Raw genomic sequence first — 16,436 nt, 5'->3', positions numbered from 1 at the left:
CCGTGAGCCGTTTCGACGAGCCTCTGACGAAGGCGCTCGACCCGAAGACCGCCAAGCTGCTGCACAGCGTGCTCGGCCTGGAGACGGTCGGCGACCTGCTGCGCCACTATCCGCGACGCTATGCCGAGCGCGGCGAGCTGACCTCGCTCGACGCGCTCGAGGTCGACGAGCACGTCACCGTGGTGGGCGAGGTGACGAGGCTCATGCGCAAGCCGATGCGCAACCGCGGCGGCACCTGGCTGGAGGTCGAGGTCGTCGACGGCAACGGCAACAGGATCTATCTGTCGTTCTTCGGCAAGGGCTCCCACGTCGCCGAGTCGCGGCTCAAGCCGGGCGGGCGCGGCATGTTCGCCGGCAAGGTGGGGCTGTTCGGCGCGCGGTCGAAGCCGCGCTGGCAGCTCGCGCACCCGGAGTTCGAGCTGTTCGAGGAGGGCGAGGCGAGCGCCGAGGAGTTCGCGGCGGCGCCGGTGCCGATCTATCCGGCGGGCAAGGACCTCACGCCGTGGGCGATCAGGCGGGCCGTCGGCGTCGTGCTCGACACGCTGGGCCCGCTCGACGACCCGCTGCCCGCCGCGCTGCGGGCCCGCCACGGCCTGCAGGACCTCGGCGACGCGCTGGTGGCGATCCACCGGCCGAAGGACTTCGCGGAGGTCGGGCGGGCGCGTAACAGGCTGAAGTTCGACGAGGCGTTCGTGCTGCAGGCCGTGCTGCTCCAGCGGCGCCAGGCGGCGACCGCGTGGCCGGCCAAGCCGCGGCCCCGGCGCTCCGACGGCATGCTCGCCGACTTCGACGGGCGGCTGCCGTTCGCGCTGACCGAGGGGCAGGCCCAGGTGGGCGAGGAGATCGCCGCCGACCTGGCGACCGCGCACCCGATGCACCGGCTGCTGCAGGGCGAGGTCGGCGCGGGCAAGACGGTGGTGGCGCTGCGGGCGATGCTGCAGGTGGTCGACGCCGGCGGGCAGGCGGCGCTGCTGGCGCCCACCGAGGTGCTGGCCCAGCAGCACCATCGCTCGATCACCACGATGCTGGGCGATCTGGCGCAGGGCGGCATGTTCGGCGGCACCGCGGTCACGCTGCTGACCGGGTCGATGGGGGCCGCCGCGCGGCGTTCGGCGTTGCTCGACGCGGCCTCGGGCACGGCCGGCATCGTCGTCGGCACCCACGCGCTGCTGCAGGAGCACGTGCAGTTCGCCGACCTGGGGCTGGTCGTGGTGGACGAGCAGCACCGGTTCGGGGTGGAGCAGCGTGACGCGCTGCGCGAGAAGGCGGGTGACGCCCGGCCGCACGTGCTGGTCATGACCGCCACCCCGATCCCGCGTACGGTCGCCATGACCGTCTTCGGCGACCTCGAGGTCTCGACGCTCTCGCAGCTCCCGTCCGGCCGCGCGCCGATCACCACCCACGTCGTGCCGGCCGCCGAGAAGCCCCACTACCTCGAGCGCACCTGGCAGCGGGTCAAGGAGGAGGTGGCGCTGGGGCGGCAGGCGTACATCGTGTGCCCGCGCATCGGCGACCTCGAGGGCGACGAGGGCGACATGGCGGCGTCCGACGACGAGCGGCGGCCGCCGCTCGCGGTCCTCGACGTGGCCGAGATGCTCACCGAGGGGCCCTTCCACGACCTGCGGGTGGGCACGCTGCACGGCAAGCTCCCGCCCGAGGAGAAGGACGCGATCATGCGCGCCTTCACGCGGGGCGAGCTCGACGTGCTGGTGGCGACGACGGTCATCGAGGTCGGCGTCGACGTGCCCAACTCGTCCGTCATGATCATCATGGACGCCGACCGCTTCGGCGTCTCCCAGCTCCACCAGCTCAGGGGCCGGGTCGGCCGGGGCGGGCTGCCCGGGCTCTGCCTGCTGGTCACCGACTTCCCCGAGGGCACCCCGGCCCGCGCCCGCCTCGACGCGGTGGCGGCCACGCTCGACGGGTTCGAGCTGTCGCGGGTCGACCTGGAGCAGCGGCGCGAGGGCGACGTGCTGGGCGCGGCGCAGTCGGGCAAGCGGACGTCGCTGAAGCTGCTGCAGCTGCTCCGCGACGAGGACGTCATCACCACCGCCCGCGACGAGGCCGCCGCCCTGCTGGCCGACGACCCCGACCTGACCAGGCACGCCGGCCTGCGCGCGGAGATAGACCGGCTGCTGGCCGACGAGAAGGCCGAATACCTGGAGAAGACCTGACGGCCCGATGAGCCCGTCCGGTTGCGGAGGGCGCGCCACCAAGAGCCTGGTAGTGGGCGGGTGCGGAGGCCAGGCGGTTGTCGGAGGCGCGCGTCGTGGGTCTGCCGGTGGGCGGCGGTCGGTGAAGGCCGGCCGGTCGGAGGGCGCGTGACGAGAGCTTGGCAGCCGGCGGTTCGCGGAGGGCGGGCGGCCGAGTCGTGGGAACGGCCGGCGCTCCGGGGGTGCAGAGGGGCCGATGGCCGGGTGCTCGTGAGGCGAGTTCAGGCCCAGCCGCCGGGGACGGCCTCCCCCCGAATGCCGTCCCCGGCTGGGCCCACCCTCGGGTCAGGTGCCGAGGGAACCGGCGTGCGGAAGGGCTCACGATCACGCCGGTCGGCCTTCATGTGGGTCACCTTGAAGGCCGCAGAATCATCATGCGGGCCGCCCGGCCCGATGTGAATCACCCTTGCGCAGTCGAGGCCGACACTTGTCCACTCTTGACCTGCGTGAACATGCGGGACAATGGGTGACATGACGCGGATCATCGCAGGCACGGCGGGTGGGCGGCGGCTGGCGGTCCCGCCGGGGCGGGGCACGCGGCCGACCAGCGACAGGGCCAGAGAAGGCATCCTCTTGACGCTCGACTCCCTCTACGGCCTGCGCGACGCCCGCGTACTCGATCTCTACGCCGGCTCTGGCGCGGTCGGGCTGGAGGCGCTGTCGCGGGGCGCGGCCGAGGCGGTGCTGGTGGAGTCCGACCCCAAGGCGGTGCGTACGATCAAGGCCAACGTCGCCTCGCTGGGCCTCGCCGGGGCGCGGGTGGTGGCCGACAAGGTGCAGCGGGTGCTCGGCGGGCAAGCCGACACGCCGTACGACATCGTCTTCGCCGATCCCCCCTACGCGGTGCCCGACGACGAGGTGCGGACGGTGCTTGAGCTGCTGCGGGACAACGGCTGGCTGGTCGAAGAGGGATTGGTGGCTTTCGAGAGGGAAAGCCGGGGAGGGCCGCTGATATGGCCAAAAGGGTACGTTGAGGAGAGGGTCCGTAGATATGGCGAAGCGTCCGTTTGGTACGGTCGCGCCGCCGGGAACCCGTAGACCTGGGAGGCGTCTTGCGCCGCGTAGTCTGCCCGGGGTCGTTCGACCCCATCACCAATGGCCACCTCGACATCATCGGCCGCTCCGCGCGGTTGTACGACGAGGTGACCGTGGCAGTCCTCATCAACGTCGAGAAATCCAGCCTGTTCACGGTGGACGAACGCATCGAGATCCTGCAGACCGTGACCAAGGAATATCCGAACGTCAAGGTGCGCAAGTTCCACGGCCTGCTCGTCGACTTCTGCAAGCAGAACGACATCCCCGCCATCGTCAAGGGCATCAGGGTGGTCAGCGACTTCGACTACGAGCTGCAGATGGCTCAGCTCAACTACCGGCTGTCCGGGGTCGAGACGCTGTTCATGCCCACCAACCCCGAGTACTCGTTCCTGTCATCGTCCCGGGTGAAGGAGATCGCCCGGTATGGTGGTGACGTCTCGGGTCTCGTGCCCGACCTGGTCCACCAGCTGCTCATTGAGCGGCTCAGAGGCTAGTCGCAAGCTGCTATCCTTACTTTTCGGCCTTGTACGACGGCGATGCTTTTCGCCATGCCTAGCGAGAGCAGGATGACTCAGCACCTCGACCCCCGCTCCCCGTGGGTGATCTCCACACATGACCTGGGGAAGCGGCCGGGCACGATGCGGCAGATGACCCTCACTCTCCCGGCACCGGTGGATCTCGGCGTCGACATGATCGGCGTTCCCAAGGACGCCGAAGTCGAGCTGGATCTCCGGCTCGAGGCAGTGATGGAAGGCGTGCTCGTGTCAGGCACGGCGCAGGCCCCGCTCGCCGGGGAGTGCGCGCGGTGTCTCGACCCGGTCTCCTCGGAGATCCAGGTCGATCTGCAGGAGCTGTTCTTCTACTCCGACGAGGACGCCTCGGAGGAGGACTCACTGCTCGACGGTGAGCTGCTCGACCTCGAGCCGACGTTCCGCGACGCGGTGGTGCTCGCACTGCCGCTGAGTCCGGTGTGCCGCGAGGACTGCGCGGGGCTCTGTGCGGAGTGCGGGGTCAAGCTGGCCGAGGCCGGCGATGACCACGGGCACGAGAAGATCGACGCCCGCTGGGCGTCGTTGCAGGGTCTGATTACCGACAAAGATAACGATCAGGAGAAGTGACGTGGCCGTCCCGAAGCGAAAGATGTCGCGGAGCAACACCCGCGCCCGTCGCTCCCAGTGGAAGACGACTGCTGTCGCCCTGGTGAGCTGCCCGCAGTGCCGTTCGCCGAAGCAGCCGCACATCGCGTGCCCCACCTGCGGCACCTACAACCGCCGTCAGGTCGTCGAGCCGTCCGCCTGATCCGCCAGCAGTTGACGTGATGCCGACCGAGTGCCATTGTGCCTCGGTCGGCGTTACCGTCTCAGATGCGTGCGGCGGCGGTTCGCCCGCGGCCGTGGTGGACGCCGGGGCTAACGCGTTACCCCGACGCCCACCACGTTTTCGGGCATCTTCCGCAGTCGGCGCGCCATGTGAAGATGTCCGAGGAGGAAGCACGTGGGCGCAGGTCCTAAGCCGGTGGCCGTGGAGGTCGCCAGAGACGAGCTGGAGCGGGTCCTTTCCGTTGCGCTGGACGCCGGCATTCTCGAGCGGGCGCTGACGCACCGCTCCTACGCGTACGAGAACGGTGGTCTGCCCACCAACGAGCGCCTGGAGTTCCTGGGCGACTCCGTGCTGGGCCTGGTCGTCACCGACACCCTCTACCGCAACCACCCCGATCTGCCCGAGGGCCAGCTGGCCAAGCTGCGGGCCGCGGTGGTCAACATGCGCGCGCTGGCCGACGTCGCGAGAGGGCTCGGCCTCGGCCGGTTCCTGCGGCTCGGCAGGGGCGAGGAGGGCACCGGCGGGCGCGACAAGTCGTCGATCCTGGCCGACACCCTTGAGGCGCTGATCGGCGCCATCTACGTCGACAAGGGCCTTGACGAGGCGTTCCGGGTGGTGCACCTGCTGTTCGACCCGCTGATCGTGCGTTCCGCCTCGCTCGGCGCCGGGCTCGACTGGAAGACCTCCCTGCAGGAGCTGACCGCCTCCGAGGCGCTCGGCGTGCCCGAATACCACGTCGAGGAGAGCGGGCCCGATCACGCCAAGTCATTCACGGCGATGGTGCGGGTCGGCGGCGAGTCCTACGGCTCGGGCACCGGCCGCAGCAAGAAGGAGGCCGAGCAGCAGGCCGCCGAGGCGGCCTGGACCCGCATCCGCGCCCGCCGCGAACAACGCGAGAGCCAGCCCACCGGCTGACCCCCGCCTGCGAGGTTTCGGCCGCCGTGGGCGGTGGTTTCCGCGTGGCTTGAACCCCGGATTAGGGTCATCGGCGGCATTTCGGTTGGGGGCTCTGAGACTGGAGGGCTTTCGGCGGGGAGCCGGTGTGGCGGACGATGGTGGGTCCGGTGCGGGTGGCCGGGAGCAGGGCGCCGGGAAGGGCCGGGGAGGCGTCCGATGTTGTCCGGAGGGTGAGACTTACGTTCCCCCCGATGCCGAAGGACGAGGTTCGAGGTGCCTGAGCTGCCAGAGGTAGAGGTCGTCAGGCGCGGCCTCGCGCAATGGGTGATCGGGCGCGAGATCGCCGCCGCAGAGGTGCTGCATCCGCGCGCGATCAGGCGGCACGTGCCGGGCGCCGACGAGTTCGCCGCCCGGCTCAAGGGCCGCACGCTGCTGTCGGCCGAGCGCCGCGGCAAATACCTGTGGCTGCCGCTGTCGGGAGCCGAGGAGGCGCTGCTCGCCCACCTGGGGATGAGCGGCCAGCTCCTCGTCGTCGATCCCGAGTCGCCGCCGGAGAAGCACCTGCGGGTCCGCCTGCGCTTCGAGGACGGCGGGCCCGACCTGCGCTTCGTCGACCAGCGCACGTTCGGCCACGTGATGCTGACGCCGCTGGTGGACGGGGTGCCCGCGCCGATCGCGCACATCGCCCCCGACCCGTTCGAGCCGGCGTTCGACGAGGCCGAGTTCGCGCGCAGGCTGCGGGCCAGGCGCACCGAGATCAAGCGGGCCCTGCTCGATCAGTCGCTGATCAGCGGCGTCGGCAACATCTACGCCGACGAGGCCCTGTGGATCGCGAGGCTGCACTGGGCCAGGCCCACCCAGACGCTCACCCGGCCCAAGATCGCCGAGCTGGTGTCCGCCGTACGCACCGTGATGGGCGCGGCGCTGGAGCAGGGCGGCACCTCGTTCGACAGCCTGTACGTCAACGTCAACGGCGAGAGCGGCTACTTCGAGCGCTCGCTCGAGGTGTACGGCCGCCGCGACCTGCCCTGCTCCCGCTGCGGCACGGCCATCAGGCGCGAGGCGTTCATGAACCGGTCGTCCTATTCCTGCCCCAGATGCCAGCGACGACCACGCTGACCAGGGTGAGCGCGGCGCCCGCCCCCATCACGGCGGGCACTGACGCCGCGTCCGTGATCCGGCCGCCGGCCAGGGCGCCGAGGGCGATGGAGACGTTGAACGAGCTGACGTAGAGTGCCGTGCCGAGCTCGCCGCCGCCCTCGCGCATGAGCCAGAGCTGCAGGGCGACGCCGACGCCGCCGTAGCCGAGCCCCCAGACGACCAGCGCGGCCAGCGGCGGCACGCCGGTCAGCAGGAGCGCCGGCATGGCCACGGCCATCAGGACGACCAGCACGATGAAGGTGGACCTGGGGTTCCTGGCCGCGCGGGCGCCCGCGGCGAAGTTGCCCGCCACGCCGGCGGCGCCGTAGAGGAGGAGCGCGGTGCCGACGAGGGCGGGGCCGGCGCCTGAGACCTGCTCCAGGAAAGGGCGTACGTAGGTGTAGGCCGCGAAGTGCCCCGAGATGGTCAGGGCGGTGAGCACCAGGACGAGGATGAGCGGTCCTGAGAGCCACGAGAAGCGCTTCTCCCGCGTCGCGGGCCCCGATTCCTCGGCCGGGGGACGCAACGGCGGCAGCGTCGCGGCCAGGACCGCGAGCAACCCGAGCGCCAGCACGCCGGCGGCGACGAAGGCGCTGCGCCATCCCGCGAACGACGACACGAACGTCGCCGCGGGCACCCCCAGCACCGACGCCACCGACACCCCGCCCAGGATGATCGAGGTGGCCCGCCCCACGGAGCGTTCCGGCACCAGCCGCGACCCCAGGGCGGCGGCGAACGCCCAGAACCCGCCGATGCTCACCCCCGTCAGCACCCTGGCGGCCAGCATGACGGCGTTGTCGGGCGCGGCGGCGGCCATCAGGTTCGCCGCCCCGAGCAGCGCCATCAGCCCGATGAGGAGCAGCCGCCGGTCCATGCGGCGCGCGGTGAACGCCAGCGCGGGCGCGGCGACGGCGGCCACCAGCCCGGGAGCCGTCATCGCCAGGCCGGCCGTGCCCGCCGAGACCCCGAGGTCGGCGGCGATCGAGGTCAGCAGCCCGACGGGCAGCATCTCGCTGGTCACCACGGTGAAGGTGCCCACCGCGACCGAGGTCACGGCGAGCCAGCGCGCGCGTACGGCGCCCGGAACATCGGTCATCGTCATGCCGCTCAGCCTCGTGCGGCCCGGGAGCGGGAACAATGTCGAAGCCCGAAGGCTTGGTTTAGGCAGGCTAAGCGATCCGGGAGCGGAGGCGCCGATGGAGTTCAGGGAGCTGGAGTGCTTCGTCGTCCTCAGCGAGGAGATGCACTTCGCGCGTACGGCCGAGCGGCTCTACCTGTCGCCGGGCCGGGTGAGCCAGCTCGTGCGCTCGCTGGAGAGCAGGATCGGCGGCCGGCTGTTCGAGCGGACCAGCAGGCGCGTCCGCCTGACGCCGCTCGGCGAGCGGTTCCTGGCCGACCTGCGGCCCTCCTACGACGGTCTCTCCCAGGCCGTGCAGCGGGCCAGGGCGGCGGCCAGGGGCGTGACGGGGGTGCTCAGGGTGGGGTTCCTGGCCACGCCGACCGACGTCGTGACGGGCAGCGTGCGCGCGTTCGAGCGGCGCAACCCGGGCAGCGAGGTCGAGCTGATCGAGATCCCGCTGTCCGACCCCTTCGGCAGGCTGCGGGCCGGCGAGGTGGACGTCGCGTTCACGCTGCTGCCCGTGGACGAGCCCGACCTGGTCACCGGCGAGCCGCTCAACCGGGTCTCCTACCGGCTCGGCCTGTCCGTACGCCACCCGATGGCGGGCAGGACGGTCATCGAGGCGGAGGAGCTGGCCTCGGTGCCGCTGATCGGGCTCGACGGCCCGGCACCGCGCGCTTGGCAGGAGCGCATCGCGCCTTCGAGCACCCCTTCAGGCCGGACGATTTCGCAGGCCGGTAAGGTGGCGACCACGCAGGAGGGCCTGACCCAGGTGGCCCTCGACCGGGGCGGCATGCTCTTCTGCACGCCCACGGCTGCCCAGCACGCCAGGCCCGACATCGCTTTCGTGCCGGTCACCGGGCTGCCCGCCTCGGTACTCGGCCTGGCCTGGCCGAAGTCGGGCGAGACGGCGGCCGTCAGGGCGTTCAACGAGGCCGCGGTCGCGCATGCGAACGCGGTGCCCGCCCTGGTGGCCTGAGGCGACACACGGCATGGAGGAGTGCGGATGCCTGACAGCGGTGCCGATGCCCGGCTGACCGCCTGGGTGCGCGGCCGGGTGCAGGGTGTGGGCTTTCGCTGGTGGACCCGTTCGCGGGCGCTGGAGCTCGGTCTGACCGGCTGGGCGCGCAACACCGACGACGGCCGCGTGGAGGTGGTCGCGGAGGGGCCGCGCGAGGCGTGCGTCAAGCTCCTGGAGCTGCTCAGAGGTTGCGACACGCCGGGCAGAGTGGATGGAGTAGTGGAACGCTGGAGCGAACCCCGAGGTAGTTTGGGGGGGTTTGTGGAAAGGTAGCTCGTTTCGCTAAACCGCCCAAATAGGGTATAGTTGTATGTCGGGAGTGCCCATCAGTAGGGCTCAGCGGTTCGATCGACTTGACCGCCCACACTGCCGGTGCGACTCTTGTTAGGTACCACGCGCACCCCTCCCGCGGAATAGAAGTGCGCGAACCAGTCTGGTCACTCAGCGTGGAGGACCCTTTACCATGGCGAAGGCTCTACTCGGCCACGTCGGCGGTCCTGACCCTCGAATGGTCTCGGAGATGCGCCGCCTGCAGCAGCGTATCCGGGATCTGGAGGCAGAACTCATCCGACTTCAGGCCACGAATGACGCTCTTGCGGCGCAAACCCGCGACGAGGCACTCAGCCGCATGCAGGAGCGCGAGCCGGCACTCACCTGAGAGTGATCGGAGCGCAAGACCCAGGGACGTCTCGAAGAGGCGTCCCTTGTTATTTGCCCTGAACCCACGGCTGCGAGGTCAAGTGCGGTCCCTGCCGGCAGATGCCCACTCGCGGCGGCCGGGACCAGTAGGCTTTTCCGAGTCCGTTCCGGGGAGAGGGGGTCGCGCTCGTGTACCTGAAGACCCTCACCCTGCGCGGCTTCAAGTCCTTCGCCTCGGCGACGGCCCTGCGCTTCGAGCCCGGCATCACCTGCGTGGTCGGCCCCAACGGCTCGGGCAAGTCCAACGTCGTCGACGCCCTGGCCTGGGTCATGGGCGAACACAGCGCCAAGTCGCTGCGCGGCGGCAAGATGGAGGACGTCATCTTCGCCGGCACGGCCAACCGGCCGCCGCTCGGCCGCGCCGAGGTCACGCTGACCATCGACAACAGCGACGGCGCCCTGCCGATCGACTACACCGAGGTCACGATCAGCCGGCTGATGTTCAGGTCGGGGCAGAGCGAATACGCGATCAACGGCGACACCTGCCGCCTGCTCGACATCCAGGAGCTGCTGTCCGACTCCGGCATCGGCCGCGAGATGCACGTCATCGTCGGCCAGGGCCAGCTCGACGCCGTGCTGCACGCGGGCCCCGAGGACCGCCGGGCGTTCATCGAAGAGGCCGCGGGGGTGCTCAAGCACCGCAAGCGCAAAGAGAAGGCGCTGCGCAAGCTCGACGCGATGCAGGCCAACCTGACGCGCGTCCAAGACCTCGCCACCGAGCTGCGCCGCCAGCTCAAGCCGCTGGGCCGGCAGGCCGAGATCGCCCGCAAGGCCGCCGTCATCCAGGCCGACCTGCGCGACGCCCGGCTCCGGCTGCTGGCCGACGACGTGTGCATCCTGCGTGCCACTCTTGAGCGCGAGGCCGCCGACGAGGCCGCGATCATGGCCAGGCGGCGGCAGGTCGAGACCGAGCTGGCCGAGGCGCAGCAGCGCGAGGCGGCGCTGGAGGCGGCCGAGGCCGAGACCCAGCCGCGGCTGGCCGCCGCCCAGGAGACCTACTTCAGGCTCTCCTCGCTGCGCGAGCGCACCACCGGCCTTGAGCAGCTGGCCGCCGAGCGCCACCGCCACGCGCTCGACGCCGCCGCCATCGAGCGGCGCGGACGCGACCCTGAAGACCTGGAGCGCGAGGCCGCCGAGGTGCGCGAGCGCGAGCAGCTGCTGCGGGCCGAGCTGGAGCAGGCCCAGGAGCTGCTCGACGACGCCGTCCAGCGGCGGGCCGCGGCCGAGGCGGAGCTGGGCGCCGAGGAGCAGCGGCTCGCACTGGCCGCCAGGGCCGCCGCCGACCGCCGCGAGGGCCTGGCCAAGCTGCGCGGCCAGGTCGACTCCGTACGCAGCCGCGCGCGGGCCGCCGAGGAGGAGATCGGCCGCCTGCGCCAGGCCGTGGCCGACGCCGCCGAGCGCGAGCGCCGCGCCAGGGAGGACCTTGAGGCGCAGCGGCTGGAGGAGCCTGCCGTCGATCCCGGGCTGGCCGACGAGCTGGCCGCGGCGCAGGCCGCCGTCGAGGAGGCCAAGGCGGTGGTCGACGAGGCCCGCGTGGCGGCTGACGAGGCGCGCTCCGGTCTCGACGCGCCGCGTGCCGCCGTACAGGCCGCCAAGGCGGGCGTGAGCACCGCCCGCGCCGCCGACCAGGAGGCGCAGCGCGCGGTGGCCGCGCTGGCCGCCCGCCGCGACGCGCTGGAGATGAGCCTGGCCAAGGGCGACGGCGGGGCCGCGCTGCTCGACGCCGACCTCGGCGGGGTGCTGGGGCCGCTGGCCGCCTCGATGCAGGTGACGCCGGGAGCCGAGCAGGCGGTCGCCGCCGTGCTCGGGCCGGTCGCCGAGGCCGTCGCGGTCAAGTCGCTCGACACGGCCGTGGAGGCCCTTGAGCTGCTGCGCACTCAGGGCACTGGCCAGGCGACGCTCCTGGTGGCGCTCGCGAACGGCCACGGAGGAGACCCGCGTGGCGCGGCGCCGGGCGGTGGCCGGTGGGTGGCCGACCTGGTGACGGTGCCCGAGCACCTGCGGCCCGCGCTCGACCACGTGCTGGCGGGCGTCGTGCTCACCGACGACCTCGACGGCGCGCGGGCGCTGGTCGAGCGGCATCCCGAGCTGCGGGGGGTCACCAAGGACGGCGATCTCGTCGGCGCCCATCTGGCGACCGGCGGGTCCACCGGCGGCACCTCCGTGCTGCAGGTGCGGGCCGCGCTCGACGAGGCCGTCGCCGACCTTGAGGCAGCCGAGTCCAGGGCCGGGCAGAGCGCCGTGACGCTGGACGAGGCGATGGCCGCGGAGCAGGCCGCCCAGTCCGCGCTGGAGGCCGCCCAGGCCCGCGTCAACGAGGCGCAGACGGCCGTCACCACCGCCCAGGCCGGGGTGAGCGCCGCGCAGGGCGCGCTCGACCAGATCAGGGGCCGCCAGCGCGAGGCCGACCAGGCCAATGCGGCGGCGGCCAGGCGGCTGGCCCAGATCGAGGCCGCCGCGGGCGCCGCCCGCGACGAGGCCGAGCGGCTGACCGCGAGCGTGGCCAGGGCCGAGGAGGCCCGCACCGAGCGGCTTGAGGAGCTGGCCGAGCTGGAGGTCCGGCTGGCCGAGGCCGAATACGCCCAGGAGCTGGAGTCCGAGCCCACCACCGACCTGCGCGACGAGCTGGCGAGCGCCTGCGAGGCGGCCAGGCAGCGGGAGATGGACACCCGCCTCCAGGTGCGCACCGCGGAAGAGCGCGTCAAGGGCATCGAGGGCCGCGCCGACGGCCTGCTGCGGGCCGCCCGGCGCGAGCGCGAGGAACGCGCCCAGGCGGCCGCTCAGCGGGCCAAGCGCAGGCGTCAGGCGGCGCTGGCCGAGGCCGTCAGCAAGGGCGCGAGGAAGGTGCTCGCGGCGCTGGCCCAGTCGATCGCGCTGGCCGAGCGTGAGCGCGACGAGGCCGAGCTGGCCAGGGTCGCGGTCGACGCCGAGCTCAAGCAGGTCAGGGTCCGCGTCCGAGAGCTGGGCCAGGAGCTCGACAAGCTGGTCAACCGGGTCCACGGCAACGAGATGGCCCGCACCGAGCAGCGGCTGCGCCTGGAGCAGATGGAACAGCGGGCGCTGGAGGAGTTCGGCGTCGAGGCCGAGGCACTGGTCGCCGAATACGGGCCCGACGCGCCGGTGCCGGGCGAGCCGCCGGTCCCCTACGTACGCGAGGAGCAGGAAAAGCGGGCCAGGGCGGCCGAGCGGCAGATGAACCAGCTCGGCAAGGTCAACCCGCTCGCGCTGGAGGAGTTCGCGGCCCTGGAGGAGCGCCACGCGTTCCTCAACTCCCAGCTCGAAGACCTCAAGAAGACCAGGCGCGACCTGCTGACCGTGGTCAAGGAGGTCGACGACCGGGTGGAGCAGATGTTCGCCTCGGCCTACGAGGACGTCGCCCGCGAGTTCGAGCAGATCTTCACCAGGGTCTTCCCCGGTGGCGAGGGCCGGCTGGTGCTGACCGAGCCGTCCGACATGCTGACCACGGGCATCGAGGTCGAGGCGCGGCCGCCGGGCAAGAAGGTCAAGCGGCTGTCGCTGCTGTCGGGCGGCGAGCGCTCGCTGACGGCGGTGGCGTTCCTCATCTCGATCTTCAAGGCGCGGCCGTCGCCGTTCTACGTCATGGACGAGGTCGAGGCCGCCCTCGACGACACCAACACGCAGCGGCTGCTGACCCTGTTCGAGGAATTGCGGCAGAGCTCACAGCTCATCGTCATCACCCACAACAAGCGCACGATGGAGATCGCCGACGCCCTCTACGGCGTGTCGATGCGCGGTGACGGCGTGACACAGGTGGTCAGCCAGCGGCTCAGGGAGCGAGAGTCCGCCTGATCGGTGTGGCCTTGTGCGTGAGCATGCCGGACGATCTGGAAAACTGACATCTTGTGGATGGTTACCTCGGTGTGATCGTGATCGTGGCCGTCGTCGCCGTGCTGGCGGTCGGCGGTCTGTTCCTGCTGTTCAGGCCGGGCCGTAAGGCGGCCCCGCCGGTCAAGCCGCCGGAGACCCCGGTGCTGCCGGAGGAGGAGGCGAAGCGGCCCGCCGGCGCCGGTGAGGAGGCCGAGGGCGCGACCACCACGCTGCCGCCGCCTGAGGTCAAGCCGGCCGAGCCGCTCGTCAAGGAGCCCGAGGTCGAGACGCCGCCGCCGTCGGCGGGCCGCATGGTGCGGCTGCGCTCGCGGCTGGCCCGCTCACAGAACGCGCTCGGCCGCGGCCTGCTGGAGCTGCTTTCGCGCGACCGCCTCGACGACGAGGTGTGGGACGAGATCGAGGAGAGCCTGATCAGCGCCGACGTGGGCGTCGCGCCGACCCAGGTCATGGTGGAGGAGCTGCGCACCCGGGTGAAGGTGCTCGGCAGCCGCAGCCAGGAGGAGGTGCGCGGCCTGCTGCGCGAGCAGCTGCTCGCCCAGGTCAACCCGGACCTCGACCGTACGCTGCGGGTGCGGAGGCACGGCGAGCGGCCGGCGGTCGTGCTGGTCGTGGGCGTCAACGGCACCGGCAAGACCACCACCACCGGCAAGCTGGCCCGCTCGCTCGTCGGCGACGGGAAGAAGGTCGTGCTGGGCGCGGCCGACACGTTCCGCGCCGCCGCCGCCGACCAGCTCCAGACGTGGGGCGAGCGGGTGGGCGCCGACACCGTGCGCGGGCCCGAGGGCGGCGACCCGGCGTCGGTGGCGTTCGACGCGGTGGCCAAGGGCATCGAGGAGAAGGTCGACACGGTCATCGTCGACACCGCGGGCCGCCTGCACACCAAGACCGGCCTCATGGACGAGCTGGGCAAGGTCAAGCGGGTCATCGAGAAGAAGGCCACGGTCGACGAGGTGCTGCTCGTCCTCGACGCCACCACCGGCCAGAACGGCATGCGCCAGGCGCAGGTGTTCGCCGAGGTGGTCAACATCACCGGCATCGCGCTGACCAAGCTCGACGGCACCGCCAAGGGCGGCATCGTGATCTCCGTGCAGCGGGAGCTGGGCGTGCCGGTGAAGCTCGTGGGGCTGGGCGAGGGGCCCGACGATCTGGCGCCTTTCGACCCCGAAGTATTCGTGGACGCGATTTTGGGGGATTGAGTTACGGTTACGCCGTAATTCAAGGTGAAGGAGCCCTTACCAGATAAGCCTTGATCGACCGCTTTTTCATGTGTTGACATATATCGTCATCAAAGATCGTTCGGTCCCGATTGGAACGTGAAAGGCCGCTCATGAAGAAGATCGTCGTCCACCGGCCAGGAACTGTGAAGCCGACCGCCGCGGCGGCTCCGAGGCACAGCGCCTGAGCTGCGCGGGCCGGCGTCTCCGTGGGGGCGCCGGCCAATGCGGAACCACCCCTGTGGAGACGATCCTCATCGACGCGGACCGCCGGATCGGCGGCCCGTACACGCTGGCCTCGGCCCTGCTCACGCGGCTCGTTCCCGCCGCGCTGGAGAGCGCGCCTGAGCTGGTCGCCGCGCACGACATCGAGATCAGGGCCGCCGCGCCCTCATTGCGTGACGTCGTGCCGGCACGCCGGCGCTCGCTGGCCGACGACCTGCCGAGAGCGCAGCGCGTATTGGTGCCGGGCGCGCGGCGGAGCCTGCGGACGGCCAACGGGCTGGCGGAGTTCGTCCGTGATCACCTGACCCGAACGGGGCCGCTCACCCTGCGCGTGACGAACCTGGGCGAGGCCGACCACACCGACACCGAGCTGGTGGCCGTGCTGCGGCGCCGGCTCGACCCCGCCCTGCTGCGCGTCGAGGAGGGACCGTCGGCGCCGGGCTCGGGGCCGCTGCGGGCCGACTTCGACCGCTACCGCGACGAGGGCTATCACCACGCCATGGCCGAGTCGGGCCTCGAGGTGCTGCGCGGGCTGGCGTACGAGGACGATCCGGAACGGTGGCAGGTGCTGGTGCAGCGGGTCGCCGCCGCGCTGGAGGCGATCGAGCGCGAGGACGAGGCCCGCGACCTGTACGACCGGGCCAGGCGGCTGAGCACCGACCCCAAGCACCGCGCGACGATCGCGTACGCCACGGCCATGATCCTCGTCCGCCACCACGACCCGGCGGCCCGCGACCCCGAACAGGCGCTCGCCTGGATCAACGAGGCCGTCACCATCACCTCGCTGCTGCCCGACCCCCGCGAGCGCGCCTTCCACCTCGGCTTCGACCTCAACGGCAAGGCCCTGGTCGAGCTGCGCAGGGGCCGCCGCGAGTCGGCCATGGACCTGGTGGCGCAGGCGATCGAGCTGGCCGAGACGCACCTGCGCGACGAGCACCCGATCCACCAGCTCATCCTGTACGCCAACAGGGCCCAGCTGCTGGCACTCGGCGGGCGCAGGGAGGAGGCGCTGGCCGACTACGACCGGGCGATCGCCGCCGACCCCGGCTACCCCGACTATTACCTCGACCGGGGCAACCTGCTGCACGCCATGGGCCGCTCGGCCGAGGCGCTGGCCGACTACGAGAGCGTGATGCGGCTCAGCCCGCCCTTCCCCGAGGCGTACTACAACCGCTCGGAGGTCCGCTACGCGGCCGGCGACCTGGCGGGCGCGCTCGCCGACCTCGACCACACGCTGGAGCTCGACCCCGATTTCGGCCCCGCGTACGTCAACCGCTGCGGCCTGCACGTCGCGGCGGGCGACTACGCACGGGCGAGGCAGGACGTCGAGCGCGGGCTGTCGCTGGCCCCGCACGACCCCTATCTGCTGTGCGTGCTGGGGCAGGTCGAGCTGGCCGAGGAGCGCTACCCGGAGTCGCGGCTGGCCTTCGACCGGGCGCTTGAGCTCGATCCCGAGCTGGTGGCGGCCTGGGCGGGGCGGGCGGAGCTGGCGTACGAGCGGGGCGACAACGAGCTGGCGGTGGCCGACCTGACGCGGGCGCTGAAGCTGGGGGAGACGGCGGAGCTGCTCTTCAACAGGTCGCTGGCGTACCGCGCGGCGGGACTGACCGGGCAGGCCCGCCAGGACCTGCTCAGGGCCGCGGAGCTGGCCCCTGACGACGCGGACGTCCGGGCCGCGCTGGCCGAGCCTGCCGACGGCTGAC

14 protein-coding genes are annotated in these 16,436 nt (G+C 71.9%); 13 read left to right on the top strand and 1 reads right to left on the bottom strand.

What is annotated here, in order from left to right; all coding sequences use genetic code 11:
• Nucleotides 1-2: 2 nt before the first annotated feature.
• The 7 genes from recG (at nt 3) to mutM (ending at nt 6,584) form a co-directional block, all read left to right on the top strand.
• Complete coding sequence (recG, locus tag AB0K12_RS18480) at nt 3-2,174, top strand: ATP-dependent DNA helicase RecG (RefSeq protein ID WP_364562072.1); 2,172 nt, start codon at nt 3-5, stop codon at nt 2,172-2,174.
• Between the two features lie 510 nt (nt 2,175-2,684).
• Entirely contained in the window at nt 2,685-3,251 is a 567-nt protein-coding gene (gene rsmD / locus AB0K12_RS18475; RefSeq protein WP_364562070.1) for a 16S rRNA (guanine(966)-N(2))-methyltransferase RsmD, read from the top strand.
• Between the two features lie 14 nt (nt 3,252-3,265).
• Entirely contained in the window at nt 3,266-3,742 is a 477-nt protein-coding gene (gene coaD / locus AB0K12_RS18470; RefSeq protein ID WP_345389163.1) for a pantetheine-phosphate adenylyltransferase, read from the top strand.
• A 72-nt stretch (nt 3,743-3,814) separates the two neighbouring features.
• Nucleotides 3,815-4,366 (top strand): YceD family protein, encoded by a 552-nt coding sequence (locus AB0K12_RS18465; RefSeq protein WP_345389161.1) that lies wholly within the window; start codon nt 3,815-3,817, stop codon nt 4,364-4,366.
• Nucleotide 4,367: 1 nt separating this feature from the next.
• On the top strand, nt 4,368-4,547 hold the full coding sequence (gene rpmF, locus AB0K12_RS18460; protein WP_082535183.1) for a 50S ribosomal protein L32: 180 nt from the start codon (nt 4,368-4,370) through the stop codon (nt 4,545-4,547).
• A 222-nt stretch (nt 4,548-4,769) separates the two neighbouring features.
• Complete coding sequence (gene rnc / locus AB0K12_RS18455; protein WP_364562699.1) at nt 4,770-5,483, top strand: ribonuclease III; 714 nt, start codon at nt 4,770-4,772, stop codon at nt 5,481-5,483.
• A 255-nt stretch (nt 5,484-5,738) separates the two neighbouring features.
• A complete protein-coding gene (gene mutM, locus AB0K12_RS18450; protein WP_364562066.1) occupies nt 5,739-6,584 on the top strand; it encodes a bifunctional DNA-formamidopyrimidine glycosylase/DNA-(apurinic or apyrimidinic site) lyase in 846 nt (281 codons plus the stop codon).
• Here the strand turns inward: mutM and AB0K12_RS18445 are convergent.
• The gene (locus AB0K12_RS18445; RefSeq protein ID WP_364562063.1) at nt 6,532-7,707 is read right to left on the bottom strand and encodes an MFS transporter; all 1,176 of its coding nucleotides are present in this window, start codon (nt 7,705-7,707) and stop codon (nt 6,532-6,534) included. The two genes, mutM and AB0K12_RS18445, sit on opposite strands and share 53 nt — an antisense overlap.
• 94 nt (nt 7,708-7,801) lie before the next feature.
• Between AB0K12_RS18445 and AB0K12_RS18440 the strand changes: the two genes are divergently transcribed.
• The 6 genes from AB0K12_RS18440 (at nt 7,802) to AB0K12_RS18415 (ending at nt 16,435) form a co-directional block, all read left to right on the top strand.
• A complete protein-coding gene (locus tag AB0K12_RS18440) occupies nt 7,802-8,704 on the top strand; it encodes a LysR family transcriptional regulator (RefSeq protein ID WP_364562060.1) in 903 nt (300 codons plus the stop codon).
• A 27-nt stretch (nt 8,705-8,731) separates the two neighbouring features.
• Nucleotides 8,732-9,019: an acylphosphatase gene (locus AB0K12_RS18435; protein WP_355428421.1), complete on the top strand. Its 288-nt coding sequence runs from the start codon at nt 8,732-8,734 to the stop codon at nt 9,017-9,019.
• A gap of 190 nt (nt 9,020-9,209) precedes the next feature.
• Entirely contained in the window at nt 9,210-9,404 is a 195-nt protein-coding gene (locus AB0K12_RS18430; protein ID WP_090938435.1) for a hypothetical protein, read from the top strand.
• 170 nt (nt 9,405-9,574) lie between these two features.
• Nucleotides 9,575-13,255 carry a chromosome segregation protein SMC gene (smc, locus tag AB0K12_RS18425; protein WP_364562056.1) on the top strand — a complete coding sequence of 1,227 codons (3,681 nt, stop codon included), beginning with the start codon at nt 9,575-9,577 and terminating at the stop codon, nt 13,253-13,255.
• 53 nt (nt 13,256-13,308) lie between these two features.
• Nucleotides 13,309-14,490, top strand: a complete 1,182-nt coding sequence (gene ftsY, locus AB0K12_RS18420; RefSeq protein WP_364562053.1) for a signal recognition particle-docking protein FtsY — start codon at nt 13,309-13,311, stop codon at nt 14,488-14,490.
• Nucleotides 14,491-14,749: 259 nt separating this feature from the next.
• Nucleotides 14,750-16,435, top strand: coding sequence for a tetratricopeptide repeat protein (locus tag AB0K12_RS18415; protein WP_364562050.1), 1,686 nt, complete (start codon nt 14,750-14,752; stop codon nt 16,433-16,435).
• Nucleotide 16,436 lies beyond the last annotated feature (1 nt).

The organism is Nonomuraea sp. NPDC049419 (assembly GCF_040676995.1).
In the GTDB taxonomy this organism is placed as follows: Bacteria; Actinomycetota; Actinomycetes; order Streptosporangiales; family Streptosporangiaceae; genus Nonomuraea; species Nonomuraea salmonea.
Note: the sequence above shows the minus strand (reverse complement) of the source record. Positions and strands in the feature narration are given on the sequence as shown.